The 18,306-nt window shown below is 60.7% G+C and carries 17 protein-coding genes; 13 read left to right on the top strand and 4 right to left on the bottom strand.

Features of this window, described 5'->3' with window-relative positions; translation table 11 throughout:
- Positions 1-60: 60 nt before the first annotated feature.
- Complete coding sequence (locus tag GKR99_04480; protein NKB26840.1) at positions 61-249, bottom strand: FAD-binding protein; 189 nt, start codon at positions 247-249, stop codon at positions 61-63.
- A gap of 93 nt (positions 250-342) precedes the next feature.
- Between GKR99_04480 and GKR99_04485 the strand changes: the two genes are divergently transcribed.
- Complete coding sequence (locus GKR99_04485; protein NKB26841.1) at positions 343-1,080, top strand: GntR family transcriptional regulator; 738 nt, start codon at positions 343-345, stop codon at positions 1,078-1,080.
- Entirely contained in the window at positions 1,080-2,228 is a 1,149-nt protein-coding gene (locus GKR99_04490) for a mandelate racemase/muconate lactonizing enzyme family protein (GenBank protein ID NKB26842.1), read from the top strand. The genes GKR99_04485 and GKR99_04490 overlap by 1 nt, the downstream gene beginning before the upstream one ends.
- A 106-nt stretch (positions 2,229-2,334) precedes the next feature.
- Here GKR99_04490 and GKR99_04495 read toward each other — a convergent pair whose 3' ends face one another.
- Positions 2,335-3,282: an SUMF1/EgtB/PvdO family nonheme iron enzyme gene (locus GKR99_04495; protein ID NKB26843.1), complete on the bottom strand. Its 948-nt coding sequence runs from the start codon at positions 3,280-3,282 to the stop codon at positions 2,335-2,337.
- Positions 3,283-4,536: 1,254 nt separating this feature from the next.
- On the opposite strand from GKR99_04495, the gene GKR99_04500 reads away from it, so the two are divergent.
- Positions 4,537-5,919 carry a hypothetical protein gene (locus GKR99_04500; GenBank protein NKB26844.1) on the top strand — a complete coding sequence of 461 codons (1,383 nt, stop codon included), beginning with the start codon at positions 4,537-4,539 and terminating at the stop codon, positions 5,917-5,919.
- Positions 5,920-5,925: 6 nt separating this feature from the next.
- Here the strand turns inward: GKR99_04500 and GKR99_04505 are convergent, their stop codons facing one another.
- Both GKR99_04505 and GKR99_04510 read right to left on the bottom strand, forming a co-directional pair.
- Positions 5,926-6,891: a glycosyltransferase family 2 protein gene (locus GKR99_04505; GenBank protein ID NKB26845.1), complete on the bottom strand. Its 966-nt coding sequence runs from the start codon at positions 6,889-6,891 to the stop codon at positions 5,926-5,928.
- An 83-nt stretch (positions 6,892-6,974) separates the two neighbouring features.
- Positions 6,975-9,161, bottom strand: coding sequence for a glycosyltransferase family 2 protein (locus tag GKR99_04510; GenBank protein ID NKB26846.1), 2,187 nt, complete (start codon positions 9,159-9,161; stop codon positions 6,975-6,977).
- A 209-nt stretch (positions 9,162-9,370) separates the two neighbouring features.
- On the opposite strand from GKR99_04510, the gene GKR99_04515 reads away from it, so the two are divergent.
- From GKR99_04515 to GKR99_04560, 10 genes are all read left to right on the top strand, one after another.
- The gene (locus tag GKR99_04515; GenBank protein ID NKB26847.1) at positions 9,371-10,246 is read left to right on the top strand and encodes an EamA family transporter; all 876 of its coding nucleotides are present in this window, start codon (positions 9,371-9,373) and stop codon (positions 10,244-10,246) included.
- 284 nt (positions 10,247-10,530) lie between these two features.
- Positions 10,531-10,902 (top strand): 30S ribosomal protein S12, encoded by a 372-nt coding sequence (locus GKR99_04520; GenBank protein NKB26848.1) that lies wholly within the window; start codon positions 10,531-10,533, stop codon positions 10,900-10,902.
- A gap of 12 nt (positions 10,903-10,914) precedes the next feature.
- Positions 10,915-11,385: a 30S ribosomal protein S7 gene (gene rpsG, locus GKR99_04525; protein NKB26849.1), complete on the top strand. Its 471-nt coding sequence runs from the start codon at positions 10,915-10,917 to the stop codon at positions 11,383-11,385.
- Positions 11,386-11,427: 42 nt separating this feature from the next.
- A complete protein-coding gene (gene fusA / locus GKR99_04530) occupies positions 11,428-13,545 on the top strand; it encodes an elongation factor G (protein NKB26850.1) in 2,118 nt (705 codons plus the stop codon).
- 51 nt (positions 13,546-13,596) lie between these two features.
- On the top strand, positions 13,597-14,772 hold the full coding sequence (gene tuf, locus GKR99_04535) for an elongation factor Tu (protein NKB26851.1): 1,176 nt from the start codon (positions 13,597-13,599) through the stop codon (positions 14,770-14,772).
- A gap of 126 nt (positions 14,773-14,898) precedes the next feature.
- The gene (gene rpsJ, locus GKR99_04540; GenBank protein ID NKB26852.1) at positions 14,899-15,213 is read left to right on the top strand and encodes a 30S ribosomal protein S10; all 315 of its coding nucleotides are present in this window, start codon (positions 14,899-14,901) and stop codon (positions 15,211-15,213) included.
- A 14-nt stretch (positions 15,214-15,227) separates the two neighbouring features.
- Positions 15,228-16,103, top strand: coding sequence for a 50S ribosomal protein L3 (rplC, locus tag GKR99_04545; protein NKB26853.1), 876 nt, complete (start codon positions 15,228-15,230; stop codon positions 16,101-16,103).
- Complete coding sequence (gene rplD / locus GKR99_04550; GenBank protein NKB26854.1) at positions 16,093-16,713, top strand: 50S ribosomal protein L4; 621 nt, start codon at positions 16,093-16,095, stop codon at positions 16,711-16,713. Before rplC ends, rplD begins: the two co-directional genes overlap by 11 nt.
- The gene (locus GKR99_04555; protein ID NKB26855.1) at positions 16,710-17,006 is read left to right on the top strand and encodes a 50S ribosomal protein L23; all 297 of its coding nucleotides are present in this window, start codon (positions 16,710-16,712) and stop codon (positions 17,004-17,006) included. The genes rplD and GKR99_04555 overlap by 4 nt, the downstream gene beginning before the upstream one ends.
- A 214-nt stretch (positions 17,007-17,220) precedes the next feature.
- Positions 17,221-18,267, top strand: coding sequence for a c-type cytochrome (locus GKR99_04560; GenBank protein NKB26856.1), 1,047 nt, complete (start codon positions 17,221-17,223; stop codon positions 18,265-18,267).
- Positions 18,268-18,306 lie beyond the last annotated feature (39 nt).

Consider the following 18,306-nt stretch of genomic DNA (forward strand, 5'->3'; position numbering starts at 1 on the left):
ACATGCGCTCACGCGCAGCCATGCGCTGTCTCGTGGTCAAAGCTTTCCGACTATTTCGCTTCATAGGTTTTCGCAAGAAATCCGCGACGCTCTGATTTCGGAGTTTTTCAACACAATCAGCCAGAACCCGCGATCCGCGCCGCCGCCTTCCAGAACCAGAACCCGCGCGGCGCTATCCTCGGTCAGGCGCGCGGCCAATGTTGCCCCCGCCGTCCCCGATCCGATGATGATATAGTCAAAGCCGCGCACGAATCTGCCCCAAAAGTTCTAATAATGGGATTAATAGAATTCTGTTGGTGGTGCAACAAAAATTCTATATATAGGTTTTTAGGATTAATCGGGATGACACCTTCAATGACCAACACGCTGCGGCAAAGCCGATCCCCGCTGTATCTTCAGATTGCCGAGATTCTTCGCCAGAACCTGGATCGCGGCGTCTGGAAACCTGGCGAGCTTTTGCCAACAATTTCAGAGCTTTCGAAAGAATACTCGGTGGCGAAGATCACCGTGCGGCAGGCGCTGAAGATCCTCGAGGAAGAAGACCTGCTGGAATCGCGGCGCGGGCGCGGGACGACGGTTTTGCCGCCGCCTCCGGTACGCGACCGGCTGCATCTGGGTACCCGCCTGTCCACCTTGGCCGACCATTATCGTGGCGACGAACTGGCGCTTGATCTTCTGGAAGACCGTGACGCCGAAGTGCCGGGCAAGCCGCTGATCGGCACATTGGCGGACAGTGGTTATCACCTGCTGCGCCGCACCCACACCCGCGACGGAGAGACCTATTGTGTCATCTCGATCTATTTCGAAAAGACGCTTTTCGCCCGGCATGAGGCGCAGCTTCGAACACAGCTTGCCTTGCCGGTCCTGGTCGATTCCGACGATATCGAGGTTGCCCGCGCGCGCCAGTCACTGACGATTGGCAGATGCGACTATGACACCGCCGGGCTTTTGAACCTGGCAGTGGGCGATCCGGTGGTCGAGGTTCGGCGCGTACTCTGCGACGGTCAGGATAAGGTGATCTATCTGGCCGACGTGACTTATCGCAGCGACTTTGTTCGCCTGGAAATGGACCTTCTTTGATGATCAACATTGCTCGTATTCAGGCCTGGGCCTTTCGCTGCCCCACCAGAAAACCCGTCGCCACGTCCTTTGGCGTCATGCACGATCGCCCGGCGGTATTGGTCCGCCTTGAAGATCGTGACGGCGCGTTCGGCTGGGGAGAGATCTGGGCAAACTGGCCCGCCGCCGGTGCAGAACACCGTGTCCGTTTGCTGGAAATGGATGTGGCGCATCTGGTGCTTGGGACGACTTTCGCCTCTCCGACAGAGTTCTTTCACCGGCTTGACGCCCAGACCCGGATCAGGGCCGTCCAATGTGGCGAGGTTGGGCCCTTCGCGCAGGTGATCGCCGGGTTGGATATCGCGCTTTGGGATCTGGTCGCGCGGCGCGCCGGTGTGCCGCTGCGCCGTCTGATTCGTGCGGACGCACCGGGGTCTGTGCCCGCTTATGCCAGCGGCATTCAGATATCGGCGGCGGATGACCTGATGCCGCAGGCGCGGGCAGCCGGACATAGGCGCTTCAAGTTGAAAGTGGGTTTCGACATGGACGCCGACATCGCCGCAGTGCTGCGACTACAATCGGAACTGACAGAGGATGAAGTGATCGCCTGCGACGCCAATCAGGCCTGGACGTTGGATCAGGCGAAGTCATTCCTGACCGGCATTGCTGGCGCGCCCCTACATTGGCTGGAAGAACCGCTTCCCGTGTTCAGCGATGCGGCTGATTGGCGGTCCCTAGCGGATCACGCGACAATCCCGCTGGCCGGGGGTGAGAATATCATCGGCCAGACCGACTTCGCCGATGCGATCAGGGCGGGCGTTTTGTCGGTGATCCAGCCGGATGTAGCGAAATGGGGCGGCGTGACCGGCAATCTGGCCGTTGCGCAAAACGCATTGGCCGGGGGCCGCCGATATTTCCCGCATTTTCTGGGGGCAGGGGTGGGCATGGCCGCCTCGGCAGAATTGCTGGCCGGTGTTGGCGGTGACGGGCTTCTGGAGGTGGACGTCAACGATAACCCGCTACGCTCCTTGTTCTTTGACGGGGCAGAGCCTGTGTCCGAAGGGTTGTGGCACTGTTCAGACAAGCCGGGGCTGGGCATCGACGCCCTGCCGGACGGTCTGGCCACGTTCCAGACACTTCAGAGAGAGATGCGCGCGCCCGCTATTTGATCCGCAACACTGTCAGAAGACCAACGCGCCCTGCGCCTTTGGCGCGCACCGGGCGCGGGCCGTTCCATCAGCGACTCAGATATTTTGGATGGCGCCCTTTTTACGCTCAATCTGACCAGACCACACGGAACCCGTGGTGCGTTGTCGAACTGTCCGGCGACGTACCTGACCGGGCGGCGATGCGGTAGCGATAGCAATAGCTGCGGTGGCACAGAAACGACCCGCCCTTGGACAACTTATAGCCCCGCATCCCCGACAACCGCGTCTTGACCGAACGTTTCAGCGATCGCACCCGGTAAGGGTCGGCGGTCCATTCCCAGACATTGCCCGCAAGATTGTAAAGCCCCCAGGGGTTTGGGGCAAAGGACATTGCCGGGGCGGTTGTCGTATACCCGTCTGCGGCCGTGTTCAGTTTCGGAAACTCACCCTGCCAGATGTTGCAGGGCGTGAAATCGGTATCATTCGGTTCGTCATCGCCCCAGGGAAACCGGATGTCCCCACGCCCGGCGCGCGCGGCATGTTCCCATTCCGCCTCGGTCGGAAGCCGCCCGCCGACCCAATCTGCGTAGGCCCGTGCGTCATTCCACGAGGCATGAACGACCGGATGATCAGGCAGGCAGTCGCCCCCTGTATCCGGGCCGTTGGGCGCGAACCAGCAGGCGCCATCGACGCGCCGCCACCATTCCACCTCGCTGACGGCCTGCGTCGGCCCGACAGATTGCGGAACCTGGCTCCAGAATACGAAAGACCAGCCAAAGCGTTCGGCCTCGGTGCGATATCCGGTGGCGTCGACGAAGTTGCGGAATTCGTCGTTGGTGACAGTGGTTGCGGCCATGCGAAAGGGCTTGATCGGGACTGTGCGCACCGGACCCTCACCATCATCGGGAATTTGCGGGGATTTCGTGCCAACACGCGCTGACCCGCCGGGGATCTCGACCGTTTGCGCGGTGCTCTGGCCGCCACCGCGCGGCACATCAACGGGCGCCCCATCAAGTTGGCCCGCCCGTGCCGGTGCGCAACACGTCTTTCCCGTTGGCCGTTGGTTCCCCTGCATCAATGCCCCATTGTATTCGTCAGCCCTGATCTTCCGACGTCACAATCGACGAAGCGCGCGTTCCGTTCAATTGCCCCGGGCCGCACCAGATCCGTTTTTCGCCGGACGTGAATCGGATTGGTCCCACTGCGACGCCGCCGCAACCTATAACACCTGTCCGGCCGGTGAAATGACCATCAGCTTACATACGGTTCCGGACCCGGCCATGCCTTGCCATGCTCGCGACAATCCCCAGCCCCCTATCGAAGCAACTTCTGCTTCATCTGTGCCGCGTCCTGCTTTAGCCTCTGAAAAAGCCCGGAGGAGACTGCCGCTCCGCCAATTAAGATAGGATGCCGCGCGCCCATGACCCTCCCGTCAATTGGAATGCTTTGGATCGGTGGATCGCTCAGCTGGTTGGAACAACTGTGTGTTCAGTCGTTCCTCGATAACGGGCATGAGGTGGTGTTGTTCACCTATGACGGCGTCGAAAACGTCCCTGCCGGGGTGCGGATGGAACCGGCTTCGGACATCCTGCCGACCAACCGGATCATCCGCCACGCCAAGACCGGCAGCCCGGCCTATCACGCGGATCTGTTCCGTTTGAACATGCTGCGCGATACCGATCTGATCTGGGCCGATACGGATGCCTATTGCCACCGGCCATGGGACATCAAACCGGGCACCCATTTCCACGGCTGGATTTCCGACGACAAACCGCTGGTCAACAACGGCGTTCTGGGTCTGCCCAAGGACAGCAAGACGCTGGCCGCGATGTTGGAGTTTACGTCCGACGAATACCCGATCCCGCCCTGGTTCAAGCGCTGGAAACGTGATGAGTTGCAGGGGCTGAAGGACAAGGGCACCCCGACCCATGTGTCCGAGCTTCCCTGGGGCGTTTGGGGCCCCAACGCAGTATCGCATTTCCTTAAAGAAACCGGAGAGATCAGCCATTCTTTCCCCGGCCACGTGATCTATCCCGTGCCATTCAAGAATGCGCGCGCGGTGTTTGTGAAAAAGCGGCTGGGCTATGTCCGCTCTTTGCTGCTGCCTGATACGCTATCGATCCATTTCTGGGGCCGCCGGTTCCGCAATATCGCGGGCAATTTCGACGGTCGCTGCGAAGAAGGCTCCTTAGTGGACGCATTGTTGGCGAAGCACCGGATAGATACCCGCCCGACCGCGCATATGATGCGCAAAAGCCCGGAAGTCTTGGCCGCCGAAGCTGCCGAGCGTGCCGCTGCCGCACCCGCGCCCGCCCCGGTCCCCGCACCAATCGCAGCAGCGGACCGGCACGCGCCTGAACCGGTAATCGCGGCGATTGACCGGGATGAGGTGGATCGCTTCTGCGACATCAACGCTGGCGCGCCCGATCTGGCGGCAGCGTTTTACCGCAAATTCGGCAGCCGGATCATCGTGGTGTTCTGGGGCGCGGACGGAAATATCGCCGCGCCGCCCGAAGATGCGCTGGCAACTTACGTCAGGAACCTGACGGATCAGGGCGTTCCGAAGTCCAGCATCGCCGTGGTCAAAAGCCATCGCGGTCTGCGCCGCTATGACGTGGTCGCGTCGGTCAACGGGTTTGGCATGACCCGCAAGATCGGCGCGATCGAACCACTTCTGAACAAGGTTCTTGGCCCCGACAGTCGCCTAATCATCGACATCTCAAAAGGGTCGGGCACTTATCCATTCCTCAAAAAATACGGCAGTTGCAACACGCTGGTGCAGCCGACAGCGGACGCGCCCGGGCGGGCGGTCATGTCGGCCGAACCGCGCGAAGGTCAGGCCGATTGGGGCAGCGTGGCGCGCGAACTGGCCGGGACGACGGGTTTTTATAAAGAGGTCAGGGATCACTCTTTCTTGCATGTGAAACGCGGCAAGACGCTGGTGGTGACCTTCGATAACCTCGACATCGCGATGAACAAACGCGATGACCGCCGCCCCTGGGGTTACAGCTTTATCGAGAAAAACGGCTGGTCGATGCTGGGTGTCATGGCAAACGGCTGGACCTGGTTTCGCGAACCCCAGGTCAGCGCCGAATTCGACCGGCTTCGCGACGAAGGCTTCTTCGCGCAGTTCGACCGCGTGGTATTCTACGGCGCATCCATGGGCGGCTATGGCGCGGCGGCGTTCAGCGCGGCAGCGCCGGGAAGCACCGTTTTCGCGATCAGTCCGCAATCGACTTTGGACAAATCCGTTGTCCCCTGGGAGATGCGGTACAAAACTGTCTGGGGCCGTGATTTTTCGGATCACTACGGCGACGCCTCGGCCAGCAGCCAAACCGCAGCGGCGGTTCACCTGTTGTTCGACCCATATGTGCCTGCCGATGCCGGGCACGCCGAACGATACAGCGCGGACAATGTCATCAAATGGCGCTGCCCGCTTCTGGGCCACCGGCTTGGATCATCGCTGAACCAGATGGGGGTGCTACAGCATATCGCACGCGATGCGATCAATGGCGTGCTGGACCGGCAGATGTTTTATCAGCACTTGCGCGAACGCCACGACTTCCCGCGCTACCAGCGAGAGCTTGCAAATCTTGCGCTGGAACGGGGGCGGCCAGACCTTGCCAAACGTGTCTGCGCTTACGTACTCGCGCGGCGCAGCGACAAGTTTTTTCGCCAGTTGCAGAAACGGCTGGCTGAAGGGGATGGCTGACGCGCGTTAGGCCAACGTTGCCTCAACCGCCTCGACCAGCGGCAAAAATTCTTCCTGCGTTCGCAACTCGGCGGCCTTGGCACGGTGAATCTCCAGCGCCTTTTCGTGCAATTCCGTCAGCTCTGGCCATTCGGCCAGTTTTGCGCGCCATTCCTGACTGGCGGCGTCATAGCGTGATACGCTGGTATCCGCGACCCCGCCGCGATTGTGGGTCTTCCAATATTTGAAGCCGATGGTGTGCGACATGTGATTGGCACGCCCCCGGTCTTTCTTGATCAGAAACGAATCCACCGAACGCAGCGCGTAGTGGTTGACCTGCGCAATATCGAAGACCGGTGGGTTTTCGGTGCGCTTGCCGTCCTTGGTATAGGGCGCGCCACCGGGCAGAACGCGCACCAGTTCGCGATCAAGCTCGGCCTGTTGGATCGGGCCGTGCAGGCCGATACGCTTGACGTTCTCAAGCCCGGTGAACAGGGATTTCACAAATTTTCCGGCGTGACGGTTCGCGCGGTGATCCTGCTCTCCATCGGTGAATTGCCGGGTGACGGTTTCGTCGCGCAAGTCGCGTATGCCGTTCGGGCTGAACAGGCGCCATGGCACCGCGATCACGTCGATATTCGCACCCGACGCCGCGACCAGCGCGCGGGCCGAACCGTCGCCGATTTTCACATTCAGGTATTCGTCGACGTCGCAAACGTATAACCAATCCGCCTCGGTCGTTTCCTTGTAGCGGCGCGATTGCTTCAAGGCGGAACGATGGATTCCGGCACGGGGCCAGATCCGGGTGCGATGGTGCTGCACCAGCCCCTTTTCCTGCAGAACGTCCAGAATCGCATCGGTCCCGTCGTCGCAATCGTTGGTACAGACAACGATATTGTCGAACCCCAGAACCTTGTGATGCGCGATCCAGTCGAGGATATACGGCCCCTCGTTCTTCATCGTGCTGATGACCGTGAAGGATGCGTCTTCCAATGGTTTCATTCTGCGTCTTTCAGTCGGTCAGGGGTGCAGTATCTGAATCTGTGGCCGATATCGCCGCTTCAATCAACCGGTGATCACCGAGGCTGCGCTGAAGTACGTCCGGGTCGGAAGAAAAACCCCTTGGGGTGATCCAGGCGCACAACCTCATCAGGGATTACTTCGGGGCCAGCGGTATAGGTTTCGCGGCCGAAGATATAGTGCAGGCGTGACAAGGTCTGCATCCGGGCGCTGGTCAGTTCGGCGTAGAACGCCGCGTAGTCGTCGCGCGCCTTCAGTTCAGAAATTTTGGTACGGTGGCGGGCGACGGAATGCGCATGCGCGGCGGCCACGCCGTCCAGTGCCAGTAGGCGGTCCATTTCGGCCTGCACGATCGGTATCATGCGTTGGATCGAGCGGTTTTCTTCATAGTTGTTGTTCATTCGAAACCAATAGTTACTGCCCTGATCCCGGTCGACATGGTTCACCCGGCCCCGGTCACGCTTGACCAGAAAGCTTTCGGCAGAACGCACCGCATAGTGGTTAAGCGTCACCAGATCATAGCCGTAGGTTGCCGAGGTTGACCGCCAGGCGTTTCGGTACATCGACTTGGGCAGCGGCTTGCCTGACCCGTTGAGCCAGACAATCTCGTCCACCAGTTGCGGCCTTAACCCCTTTGGGCGGTGCACGCCCAGTTTCTTGAACAGCCCAATGTTGCGGAACAGGGTTTTGAAGCCCCAGGCCTGATGCGGCTTGCGCATAACCTCGGGCGCGCTGCGGGTGAATTGTTCGATGATCGGGCGATCGACATAGTCATGCAGGTCCGAATTGCCAAACAGCCGCCACGTCATCGAGATCAGGTTCGCGCCTTTCGTGGCGGCAAAAAGGTCGTCAAGCCGGCCGGCGCCTGCGTGAATGTTGATGAACTCGTCAACGTCGATGCACACCGCCCAGTTGGCTTCGTTGATCAGCGGTTCATCGTCAGCGGCGGCCAGCGCGGCGTGCTGCGGTTTCTGGCCCGAAGTTCTAAACGGATTTTCGCGGTGTTGCACGATGCCGTGGCGGTCCAGCAGTTGCAGCATGTCGTCGGTGCCATCGGTGCAGTCGTTCGTGTAGATCAGGAAATCCGCCACCCCGATGGCCCGGTGATAGGCCAGCCATTCCAGAATGAAGGGCCCCTCGTTCTTCATCGTTGTGACAATCACCGTGCGGTTGCCGGTTTGATCCGCGCCCGAGGTGACTGTTGGCGCGCGCAGCGGGGCTGCGCCAAAGTCGCGCTTGGCCCGCGCGATCAGCGCCTCATTTTCGATCAGGCTGGCCTTCGGTACGATCTTCGAGATTTTGCGCCCGGGATGGCGCAACGCCATGCAGCGGTCATAGACGATTGGATCGTGGGTCGGGGTGACACCGCCGACGCGAATATGCTGCCAGTTCGCGGCCGGGTCCAGTTTGCCCGGCGCCAGGCACCATCGCGGGTTGGCCGGTCTGCTGTCAAACCGGCGGCAGATATGATCGCCAAATCCGGCGCGTTTGCCCTTGCGCAGGCTCCAGGGATAAATCCGCTCTCCGATCAGGGGGACGACGCCGACGTCCGAGGCGACGGCCAGATCAAAGACCGAAGCAGGGATGGGCGGGCGCAGAAGATCGTGGGCCTCGATATTCAGGACTGCACGTGCGCTGGCCAGGAACTGACAGCGTATCAACTCGAACAGAACCGGTTCCGCGAAGGGGGCCGCCCAGGCGTCAGGTTGGGGCCGGGCCATTCGATCCTTGCCGGGGGCGTCGGGGGCATTGAAGGGATGCGCCTCGGGGCCCAATCCCTTGCGGCCCAGCGGCACATCGCTGCTGAGGATCACCAGCGCCTCAAGCCCGTCCGCAGCGGATTTCTGCAGTGCGCGTTCCAGGCGGCGGCTGAAGGTTTCGTCTTCCTGCGGCCCGGCCCGGTCAACGATCACCGCCCCCTGCAATCCATGGAGGCGCGCATGATTGCGCAGCCAGTCGGCAACAATTGCCGCGCCCTCGCCATTGCGCAGGACAATGGCGCAATTCAGCCCGGCGAACAGATCGACTTCGGCAGCGACCGTGTTTATCGCATGCTGGACACCATCGACGGCTAAGTGCGTTGCCGGTTGCGCCGCATGGCAAAGCCCCGGAATGCGTGCACCGCCGCCAATCGTTCGAACGCCCTCGGGTGCGAAATCGGGGGCGGTGACAACGGGAACAGCCGTAAGCCCCGAACCGAAGATCAGGTCCAGCCGACCCTGCCCGGCAATCGCCGCCAGCAGGCAGTCGGGCCAGATGGTTTGCGCCTTGATCCGCCGGGTTTCGAAAATCACGTCGCTGCCTCATTGGTCTTGGCGGGTTCACCGTTCTTGCTGGCCATTCTGGCACAGATTGTTGTGGGGCGGAATGACGGGTGCGTCGGATCTGTGACGGATCTGTTTCTGCGCGGTCCTTGCTGGTCACGCCGGGTGCGCCCTGATACCGCAGCATGATGACGGGACAAAGCGACAACATGAAGGGCGCGCTGCTGATGATGGCGTCGATGGCGGCGTTCACGCTGAATGACGCCTGCATCAAAGCGCTGTCGGGATCGGTTCCGTTCTTCCAGATCGTGTTTCTGCGCGGGGTGGTGACATTGCCGCTGTTTCTGGCGCTGGGCTGGTGGATGGGTGCGTTGAAGATCCCGAGCAATGCGCGCGACCGCCGCCTTCTGCTGGTCCGCACCTTGGCCGAGATCGGGGCCGTCTATTTCTTCCTGAATGCCCTGTTCAACATGCCGATTGCCAACGCCACGGCGATCCTGGCCGTGCTGCCTTTGGCGATCACCCTGGCCGGGGCGCTGTTTTTCGCAGAACCCGTTGGCTGGCGTCGCATTGTGGCAATCTGCGTGGGCATGGTGGGGGTGCTGATAATCATTCGCCCCGGCGCCGAGGGGTTCACGATCTATTCGGTCTATGCAGCGATTGCCGTGGTTTTTGTTGTCATCCGCGATCTGTCCGCGCGGCGGCTGAGTGGTGATGCGTCGTCGGTACTGGCAGCCGTGGTTGGGGGTGTGGGCGTAACCGTCTTCGCAGGTTTCGGCACGCTTGGTGAGCACTGGGTCGGATTTGGGCTGGCCGATATCGCGCTGCTGATCGGGGCGGCGGTCTTCATCCTTGTGGCCTATGTCTGTTCGGTGATGACCATGCGCGTGGGCGAGATCGGGGTCGTCACACCGCTGCGATACACAAACCTGCTGTGGGCGCTGCTGCTTGGCTTTGTGTTCTTTGATGAATGGCCCGATCCGTGGACGTTGCTTGGGGCGGGCATCATCGTCGCGACAGGTGTTTTCACGCTGGCACGGGAACATGCGTCGCGTCGTTCATGACAGTGCGAACGCGCCGTTTACCGCCTGTTGACAGCCCCCGCGACTCCGCCTATATCGCGCCCACTTGGACCGCCGGTTTGAACCGTCGTGTTCATGCCACACAACCGAAGCGGCCATGATCCGGGCCTGACCGCCCCGATCCTCTGAATGCCCACCGTGCCGATCCCAACGACAGAGGGAGCGCTGCGGTGTTTTCGTTTTGCGGACGCGCAAGGCGGGACTGATGAATTGAATACCGGGGGCCGTCCCCGACAACATGTTGAAACGAGGGGGTTTACCGCCCAATGCCAACGATCCAGCAGCTGATCCGCAAACCGCGTCAGCCGAAAGTCAAACGCTCCAAGTCGCTGCACCTGGAAGGATGCCCGCAAAAGCGCGGCGTCTGCACGCGCGTCTATACCACGACGCCGAAGAAGCCGAACTCGGCCATGCGGAAGGTCGCCAAAGTGCGCCTGACCAACGGGTTCGAAGTTATCAGCTATATCCCGGGTGAGTCGCACAACCTTCAGGAACACTCGGTGGTCCTGATCCGTGGGGGTCGTGTGAAAGACCTTCCCGGTGTTCGCTATCACATCCTGCGCGGTGTTCTGGATACCCAGGGCGTCAAAGACCGCAAACAGCGCCGTTCGAAGTACGGCGCCAAGCGTCCGAAGTAAGAGGAAGACGATATGTCCCGCCGCCACGCCGCCGAAAAACGCGAAGTCCTGCCCGATGCCAAATTTGGTGACCGGGTTCTGACCAAGTTCATGAACAACCTGATGGTCGACGGCAAGAAATCCGTCGCCGAGCGCATTGTCTACAACGCGTTTGACCGGGTTGAGGATAAGCTGAAGAAATCGCCCGTCGAAGTTTTCCACGAAAGCCTCGACAACATCAAACCTTCGGTCGAGGTCCGCTCGCGCCGGGTTGGTGGTGCGACCTATCAGGTGCCCGTCGAAGTGCGCCCCGAGCGTCGCGAAGCACTCGCGATCCGCTGGCTGATCGCCGCCGCCAAAAGCCGCAATGAAAACACCATGGAAGAACGTCTGGCCGGTGAGCTGGTCGATTCGGTCCAGGGCCGCGGATCGGCTGTGAAGAAGCGCGAAGACACCCACAAGATGGCCGACGCCAACAAAGCGTTCAGCCACTACCGCTGGTAATACCGTCGGGCTTCCCGACGACTGAATTGAAGGAGCAGGCAGATGGCCCGCGAATATCCCCTCGAGCGTTACCGTAATTTCGGCATCATGGCTCATATCGACGCAGGCAAGACCACCTGCTCTGAGCGGATTCTGTATTACACCGGCAAGTCGCACAACATCGGCGAAGTGCACGATGGCGCGGCCACCATGGACTGGATGGAGCAGGAGCAAGAGCGTGGCATCACGATCACCTCGGCTGCGACCACGACGTTCTGGGAACGTACCGAGGATGGCACGACCGCCGATACTTCAAAGCATCGAATGAACATCATCGATACGCCGGGCCACGTTGACTTTACCATCGAAGTCGAACGCTCGCTTGCCGTGCTTGACGGTGCAATCGCTGTTCTGGATGCCAACGCGGGTGTTGAACCGCAGACCGAAACGGTCTGGCGGCAGGCGGATCGTTATAAGGTTCCGCGTATCGTGTTCGTCAACAAGATGGACAAGATCGGCGCTGACTTCTTCAATTGCGTCCACATGATTCAGGATCGCACCGGTGCCACACCGTGCCCGATCCAAATCCCGATCGGTGCCGAGAATGAGCTGGAAGGCATCATTGATCTGGTCACCATGGAAGAATGGGTCTGGGCCGGCGAAGACCTGGGTGCCTCCTGGGAAAAACGCCCGATCCGCGACAGTCTGAAGGCGCAGGCCGACGAATGGCGTGGCAAGATGATCGAAACCGCCGTCGACATGGACGACGACGCGATGATGGAATACCTGGAAGGCAACGAGCCTGACGTTCCGACACTGCGCCGCCTGATCCGCAAGGGCACGCTTGAGATCAAGTTCATCCCGGTTCTGGCCGGTTCCGCGTTCAAGAACAAAGGTGTCCAGCCGCTGCTGAACGCCGTCATCGACTATTTGCCCAGCCCGCTGGACGTGGTCGACTACATGGGCTTCAAGCCGGGCGACGAAACCGAAACCCGCAACATCGCGCGTCGCGCCGATGATACGATGCCGTTCTCGGGCCTGGCGTTCAAAATCATGAACGACCCGTTTGTCGGCTCGCTGACGTTTGTGCGGATCTATTCGGGCACGCTTAGCAAGGGCGACTCGATGCTGAACTCGACGAAGGGCAACAACGAACGCGTTGGCCGGATGATGATGATGCACTCGAACGACCGGGATGAAATCACCGAGGCTTTTGCCGGTGACATCATTGCGCTGGGTGGTCTGAAGAACACGACCACGGGCGACACCCTGTCCGACAAGGGCAACCCGGTGGTTCTGGAAACCATGACCTTCCCCGATCAGGTTATCGAGATCGCGGTAGAGCCGAAGACCAAGGCCGACCAGGAAAAGATGGGCCAGGGCCTGCAGCGTCTTGCAGCCGAAGATCCGTCGTTCCGCGTCGAAACCGACATGGAATCGGGCCAGACGATCATGAAGGGCATGGGGGAACTTCACCTCGATATCCTCGTCGATCGCCTGAAGCGCGAATTCAAGGTCGAAGCCAACATCGGTGCGCCGCAGGTGGCCTATCGCGAGACGATTTCGCGCGAGACCGAACATACCTACACCCACAAGAAGCAGTCGGGTGGATCGGGTCAGTTCGCCGAGGTGAAGATGATCATCACCCCGACCGAACCGGGCGAAGGATACTCGTTCGAGTCCCGCATCGTCGGCGGTGCCGTGCCGAAGGAATATATCCCCGGCGTCGAAAAGGGCGTGAAATCGGTCATGGACTCTGGTCCGCTGGCAGGTTTCCCGGTCATCGACTTCAAGGTCGCACTGATCGACGGCAAGTTCCACGATGTGGACTCGTCCGTTCTGGCCTTTGAAATCGCCGCACGTCAGTGGATGCGCGAAGCGATGAAAAAGGCCGGCGCAAAGCTGCTGGAACCGATCATGAAGGTCGAGGTCGTCACCCCGGACGAATACACCGGCAACATCATCGGCGATCTGACCAGCCGTCGCGGTCAGGTGCAGGGTCAGGATTCACACGGTAACGCGGTCCAGATCAACGCCTTCGTGCCGCTGGCCAACATGTTTGGCTATATCAACAACCTGCGCTCGATGAGCTCGGGTCGGGCGAACTTCACCATGCAGTTCGACCATTACGAACCCGTCCCGAACAACATCAGTGACGAAATCCAGGCAAAATACGCCTAAAACACCGACCGGGTTTTCCCGGCCCCCGACAAGACCACTAAGGAGGCCATCATGGCAAAGGCAAAGTTCGAACGCACCAAACCGCACGTCAACATCGGCACCATCGGCCACGTTGACCATGGTAAAACCACGCTGACGGCAGCGATCACCAAGTATTTCGGTGATTTCCAGGCCTATGACGCAATCGACGCAGCGCCCGAAGAAAAAGCGCGCGGCATCACCATCTCGACCGCACACGTCGAGTATGAGACCGAAGCACGTCACTATGCCCACGTCGACTGTCCCGGCCACGCCGACTACGTCAAGAACATGATCACCGGTGCCGCCCAGATGGACGGCGCGATCCTGGTTGTGAACGCTGCCGACGGCCCGATGCCGCAAACGCGTGAGCACATCCTGCTGGGCCGCCAGGTGGGTATCCCCCACATGGTCGTCTACATGAACAAGGTTGATCAGGTTGACGACGAAGAGCTGTTGGAACTGGTCGAAATGGAAATTCGTGAGCTGCTGAGCAGCTATGAGTATCCGGGCGACGACATTCCGATCATTCCGGGTTCGGCACTGGCCGCCATGGAAGGCCGCGACAATGCAATCGGCGAGGATTCGATCCGCAAGCTGATGGAAGCCGTCGACAGCTATATCCCGACGCCCGAGCGTCCCGTGGATCAGCCCTTCCTGCTGCCGATCGAAGACGTGTTCTCGATCTCGGGCCGTGGTACGGTTGTGACCGGTCGTGTTGAGCGTGGCGTGATCAACGTTGGCGACGAGATTGAAATCGTCGGCATCCGCGACACCCAGAAAACCACCTGCACGGGCGTGGAAATGTTCCGCAAACTGCTGGATCGTGGTGAAGCTGGCGACAACGTCGGTGTTCTGCTGCGCGGTATCGACCGTGACGGTGTTGAGCGTGGCCAGGTGCTCTGTGCGCCCAAGTCCGTGAACCCGCACACCAAGTTCGAAGCCGAAGCCTATATCCTGACCAAGGAAGAGGGTGGTCGTCACACGCCGTTCTTCGCGAACTATCGTCCGCAGTTCTACTTCCGCACCACCGACGTGACCGGCACGGTTACGCTGGCTTCGGGCACCGAGATGGTGATGCCGGGCGACAACGTGTCGTTCACGGTTGATCTGATCGCGCCCATCGCGATGGAAGAAAAACTGCGCTTCGCGATCCGCGAAGGTGGCCGCACCGTCGGCGCCGGCGTGGTGTCGAAAATCATCGAATAAGGGGATGCCGGGCTGAAGCCCGGCCTACCTTCGCCTGTGGGCCGGGATTAACCCCGGCTTGCACCAACAAGTTCGATGTGGAGGCGGATGATCCGCCTCCACCTCTCAACGCGAAAGGCTTTACCCATGGCAATCGCCAGCCAGAATATCCGCATCCGCCTGAAGGCGTTCGATTACCGTGTGCTGGATGCCAGCACGCAGGAAATCGTCTCGACCGCCAAGCGGACCGGGGCCACCGTCCGCGGGCCGATTCCGCTGCCCAATAAAATCGAGAAATTCACCGTTCTGCGCGGTCCGCACGTCGACAAGAAGTCGCGCGACCAGTTCGAGATCCGGACGCACAAGCGTCTGCTCGATATCGTGGACCCGACCCCGCAGACCGTGGACGCGCTGATGAAGCTCGACCTGGCCGCTGGTGTCGACGTCGAAATCAAAGTCTGAGGGAGGGCGAGCCTATGCTACGCTCAGGCGTAATCGCAAAGAAAGTCGGGATGACCCGGCTGTTCATGGAAGACGGAAAGCAGGTTCCTGTTACCGTTTTGCAACTGGACGAACTGCAGGTCGTTGCCACGCGCACGGCTGAAAAAGACGGCTATTCGGCTGTTCAGCTTGGTGCGGGAACGGCCCGGGTCAAGCGGGTCAGCAAAGCCATGCGCGGCCACTATGCCACGGCCAAGGTTGCCCCCAAGCGCAAGATCGCGGAATTCCGGGTTGCCCCGGAAAACCTGATCGGCGTCGGGGAAGAGATCACGGCCAACCACTATTTCGAAGGCCAGTTCGTCGACGTGTCCGGCACTTCGATTGGTAAGGGTTTCGCCGGTGCGATGAAGCGTCACAACTTCAAAGGCCTGCGCGCAACCCACGGTGTGTCGATCAGCCACCGCTCGCACGGGTCCACCGGCCAGTGTCAGGACCCCGGCAAGGTGTTCAAGGGCAAGAAAATGGCCGGCCACATGGGGGCCGCACGGATTACCACGCAGAACCTGCGGGTTGTCCGTACCGATGCCGATCGTGGTCTGATCATGGTCAAGGGCGCGGTCCCGGGCTCCAAAGGTGGCTGGGTCACGATCAAGGACGCGGTGAAGAAGCCAACGCCCGAGAATGTGATCTATCCCGCTGCGCTGAAGTCTGCCGCTGCCGAGGCTGAAAAGCTGGCCCAGGCCGCTGCTGACGAAGCTGCCGCCGCAGAAGCCGCAGAAGCCGAACGCCTGGCCGCCGAAGCTGCCGAGCAGGAAGCCGCTGCACTGAAAGAGGCCGAGGCCGATATTGCCGCCGATAGCGGTGACGCCCCGGGCGATGCCGGCGAAGGAGACAAGTCCAATGAAAGCTGATGCGATCAAACTCGACGGCAAGAAGGCCGGATCGGTTGATCTGGACGATGCCATCTTCGGGCTGGAACCGCGTGCGGACATCCTGCACCGTGTGGTCCGCTGGCAGCGCAACAAGGCGCAGGCTGGCACCCACAAGGTCAAGACCCGGTCCGAGGTGAAATACTCGACCAAGAAGATCTATCGCCAGAAGGGCACCGGCGGCGCACGCCACGGCGCACGTTCGGCCCCGATCTTCCGCGGTGGTGGTATCTACAAAGGTCCGGTGGTGCGCAGCCACGGTCACGAGCTGACCAAGAAGTTCCGCGCCCTGGGTCTGAAACACGCGCTGAGCTCCAAGGCCGCCGACGGCAGCCTGGTCGTGCTCGACAATATCGAGATGAAGGACGCCAAGACCGGTTCGCTGGCCAAGGCGGTCAAGGATCTTGGTTGGAAGCGCGTACTGGTCATCGACGGTGCTGACGTGAATGAAAACTTCGCGAAGGCTGCTGCGAACCTCGACGGCGTCGACGTGCTGCCCTCGATGGGCGCCAACGTCTACGACATCCTGAAGCGTGACACGCTGGTCTTGACCAAAGCGGGTCTGGAAGCATTGGAGGCACGCCTGAAATGAGCGTTGAAGCCAAGCACTATGATGTGATCCGCAAGCCGGTCATCACCGAAAAGGCGACCATGGCCTCCGAAGCCAATGCGGTTGTTTTCGAAGTGGCGATCGACGCCGCCAAACCGCAGATCAAAGAGGCGATTGAAAACCTCTTTGGTGTAAAGGTGAAGGCGGTGAACACCTCGATCACCAAGGGCAAGACCAAGCGTTTCCGCGGCCAGCCGGGCAAACGCAAGGACGTCAAGAAAGCCTATGTGACCCTGGAAGAGGGTAACACGATCGACGTGACCACCGGTCTGTGACGTCGCGCCGGGGTGCACCCCCGGCCTGCGACACACTGCAAACCGGCAGGCCGGGCGTCAGCCCGGCACATGAATAGAAGGCCCCGCCCACACCCGGCGGGGCTTTTTCTTTGGCACAATACCGCACCCCAACCCTTGATCGGTTCAGCAAACACCATCAATCTGCCCCGAATAGGCAACCGTTGGGTTGCCCGGACAAAGAACGGGGAAGATCATGGGTGCATCAGTAAACGCAATTTTCGGAGGCGCATTCCTGCTGCTTGCGCTGTTTCTGACGTTCCTGATGTATTACCTCTGGGGTTTTCCATTCAACAAGAAAGAGCACCGAAGCTCGGCCCCGCGATCGCTGATGAACCTGCACCGGGTGTTCGGCTGGGTGTTTGTGGCGATCTATGTCGTGCTGATGTGGGATATGGTGCCGCGCCTGTGGTCCTATCAGATCGAGCTGCCTGCCCGTACCGTGATACACCTGACCCTAGGCATCGCCGTCGGGGCGATCCTGCTGATCAAGATTGTCATCGTGCGGTTCTTCAAACATATGGAAAGCACTCTGGCCCCGATCCTGGGGACATCGCTGCTGATTTGCACGCTTCTGCTGACCGGCCTGGCGCTGCCCTATGCCGCGCGCGAGGCGTATTTGCGCGCCACGGCGCAGGACGGGCAGAATTTCTCGCAGGATCGGATCGACCGGGTGACGACCTTCCTGCCCCAGATCGGATTTGAAGATGAGGCCGGGCTGGAGGTTCTGGCCTCCGCCCAGGGTCTGGCCGCCGGGCGCACGGTGCTGACCCGAAGCTGCACCCAATGCCACGATCTGCGCACCATCCTGGTCAAACCCCGCACGCCCGAGGATTGGCACAAAACCGTGGTCCGCATGGCCAACCGCGCCACTGCGCTGAACCCGATCAACGAAAGCGATCAGTGGCACGTAACGGCCTATCTGATCGCGATTTCGCCGACCCTGCGCGAGGCGGTCAGTGAGCGAAGGCTAACAGAGCAGGACGCGCAACAGGCCCGAACCGCCGTGCGCCAATCCGATATCGGAGCACCCGAAGCCTATGACACCGCAGCCGCGATGGCGGTGTTTGAGGCGAAATGCTCGCAATGTCATTCCCCCGGTCTGGTGCAGGGCGCGGTGCTGAACACGCCCGAGGATGCCAAGTCTCTGGTCAGCCGAATGGTTGGCAACGGCCTGACGGCGGACGAGGGCGAGCTGAGCCAGATCGTTGCGTATCTGGCGGAGACTTATGGGGGTGGGTAGGGGGTTTCAGCCCTGCACACGCCCAAAATCTCGTATTCT

This window comes from Paracoccaceae bacterium (assembly GCA_012103375.1).
GTDB lineage: Bacteria > Pseudomonadota > Alphaproteobacteria > Rhodobacterales > Rhodobacteraceae > WLWX01.

Bases quoted from the DNA above. Each gene is read 5' to 3' on its own strand.
- GKR99_04560 (NKB26856.1), top strand. From the start codon at position 17,221: ATGGGTGCATCAGTAAACGCAATTTTCGGAGGCGCATTCCTGCTGCTT.
- GKR99_04495 (NKB26843.1), bottom strand. From the start codon at position 3,282: ATGCAGGGGAACCAACGGCCAACGGGAAAGACGTGTTGCGCACCGGCA.
- rpsJ (NKB26852.1), top strand. From the start codon at position 14,899: ATGGCAATCGCCAGCCAGAATATCCGCATCCGCCTGAAGGCGTTCGAT.
- GKR99_04515 (NKB26847.1), top strand. From the start codon at position 9,371: ATGACGGGACAAAGCGACAACATGAAGGGCGCGCTGCTGATGATGGCG.
- rplD (NKB26854.1), top strand. From the start codon at position 16,093: ATGAAAGCTGATGCGATCAAACTCGACGGCAAGAAGGCCGGATCGGTT.
- GKR99_04485 (NKB26841.1), top strand. From the start codon at position 343: ATGACACCTTCAATGACCAACACGCTGCGGCAAAGCCGATCCCCGCTG.
- fusA (NKB26850.1), top strand. From the start codon at position 11,428: ATGGCCCGCGAATATCCCCTCGAGCGTTACCGTAATTTCGGCATCATG.
- rplC (NKB26853.1), top strand. From the start codon at position 15,228: ATGCTACGCTCAGGCGTAATCGCAAAGAAAGTCGGGATGACCCGGCTG.
- tuf (NKB26851.1), top strand. From the start codon at position 13,597: ATGGCAAAGGCAAAGTTCGAACGCACCAAACCGCACGTCAACATCGGC.
- GKR99_04490 (NKB26842.1), top strand. From the start codon at position 1,080: ATGATCAACATTGCTCGTATTCAGGCCTGGGCCTTTCGCTGCCCCACC.
- rpsG (NKB26849.1), top strand. From the start codon at position 10,915: ATGTCCCGCCGCCACGCCGCCGAAAAACGCGAAGTCCTGCCCGATGCC.
- GKR99_04555 (NKB26855.1), top strand. From the start codon at position 16,710: ATGAGCGTTGAAGCCAAGCACTATGATGTGATCCGCAAGCCGGTCATC.
- GKR99_04520 (NKB26848.1), top strand. From the start codon at position 10,531: ATGCCAACGATCCAGCAGCTGATCCGCAAACCGCGTCAGCCGAAAGTC.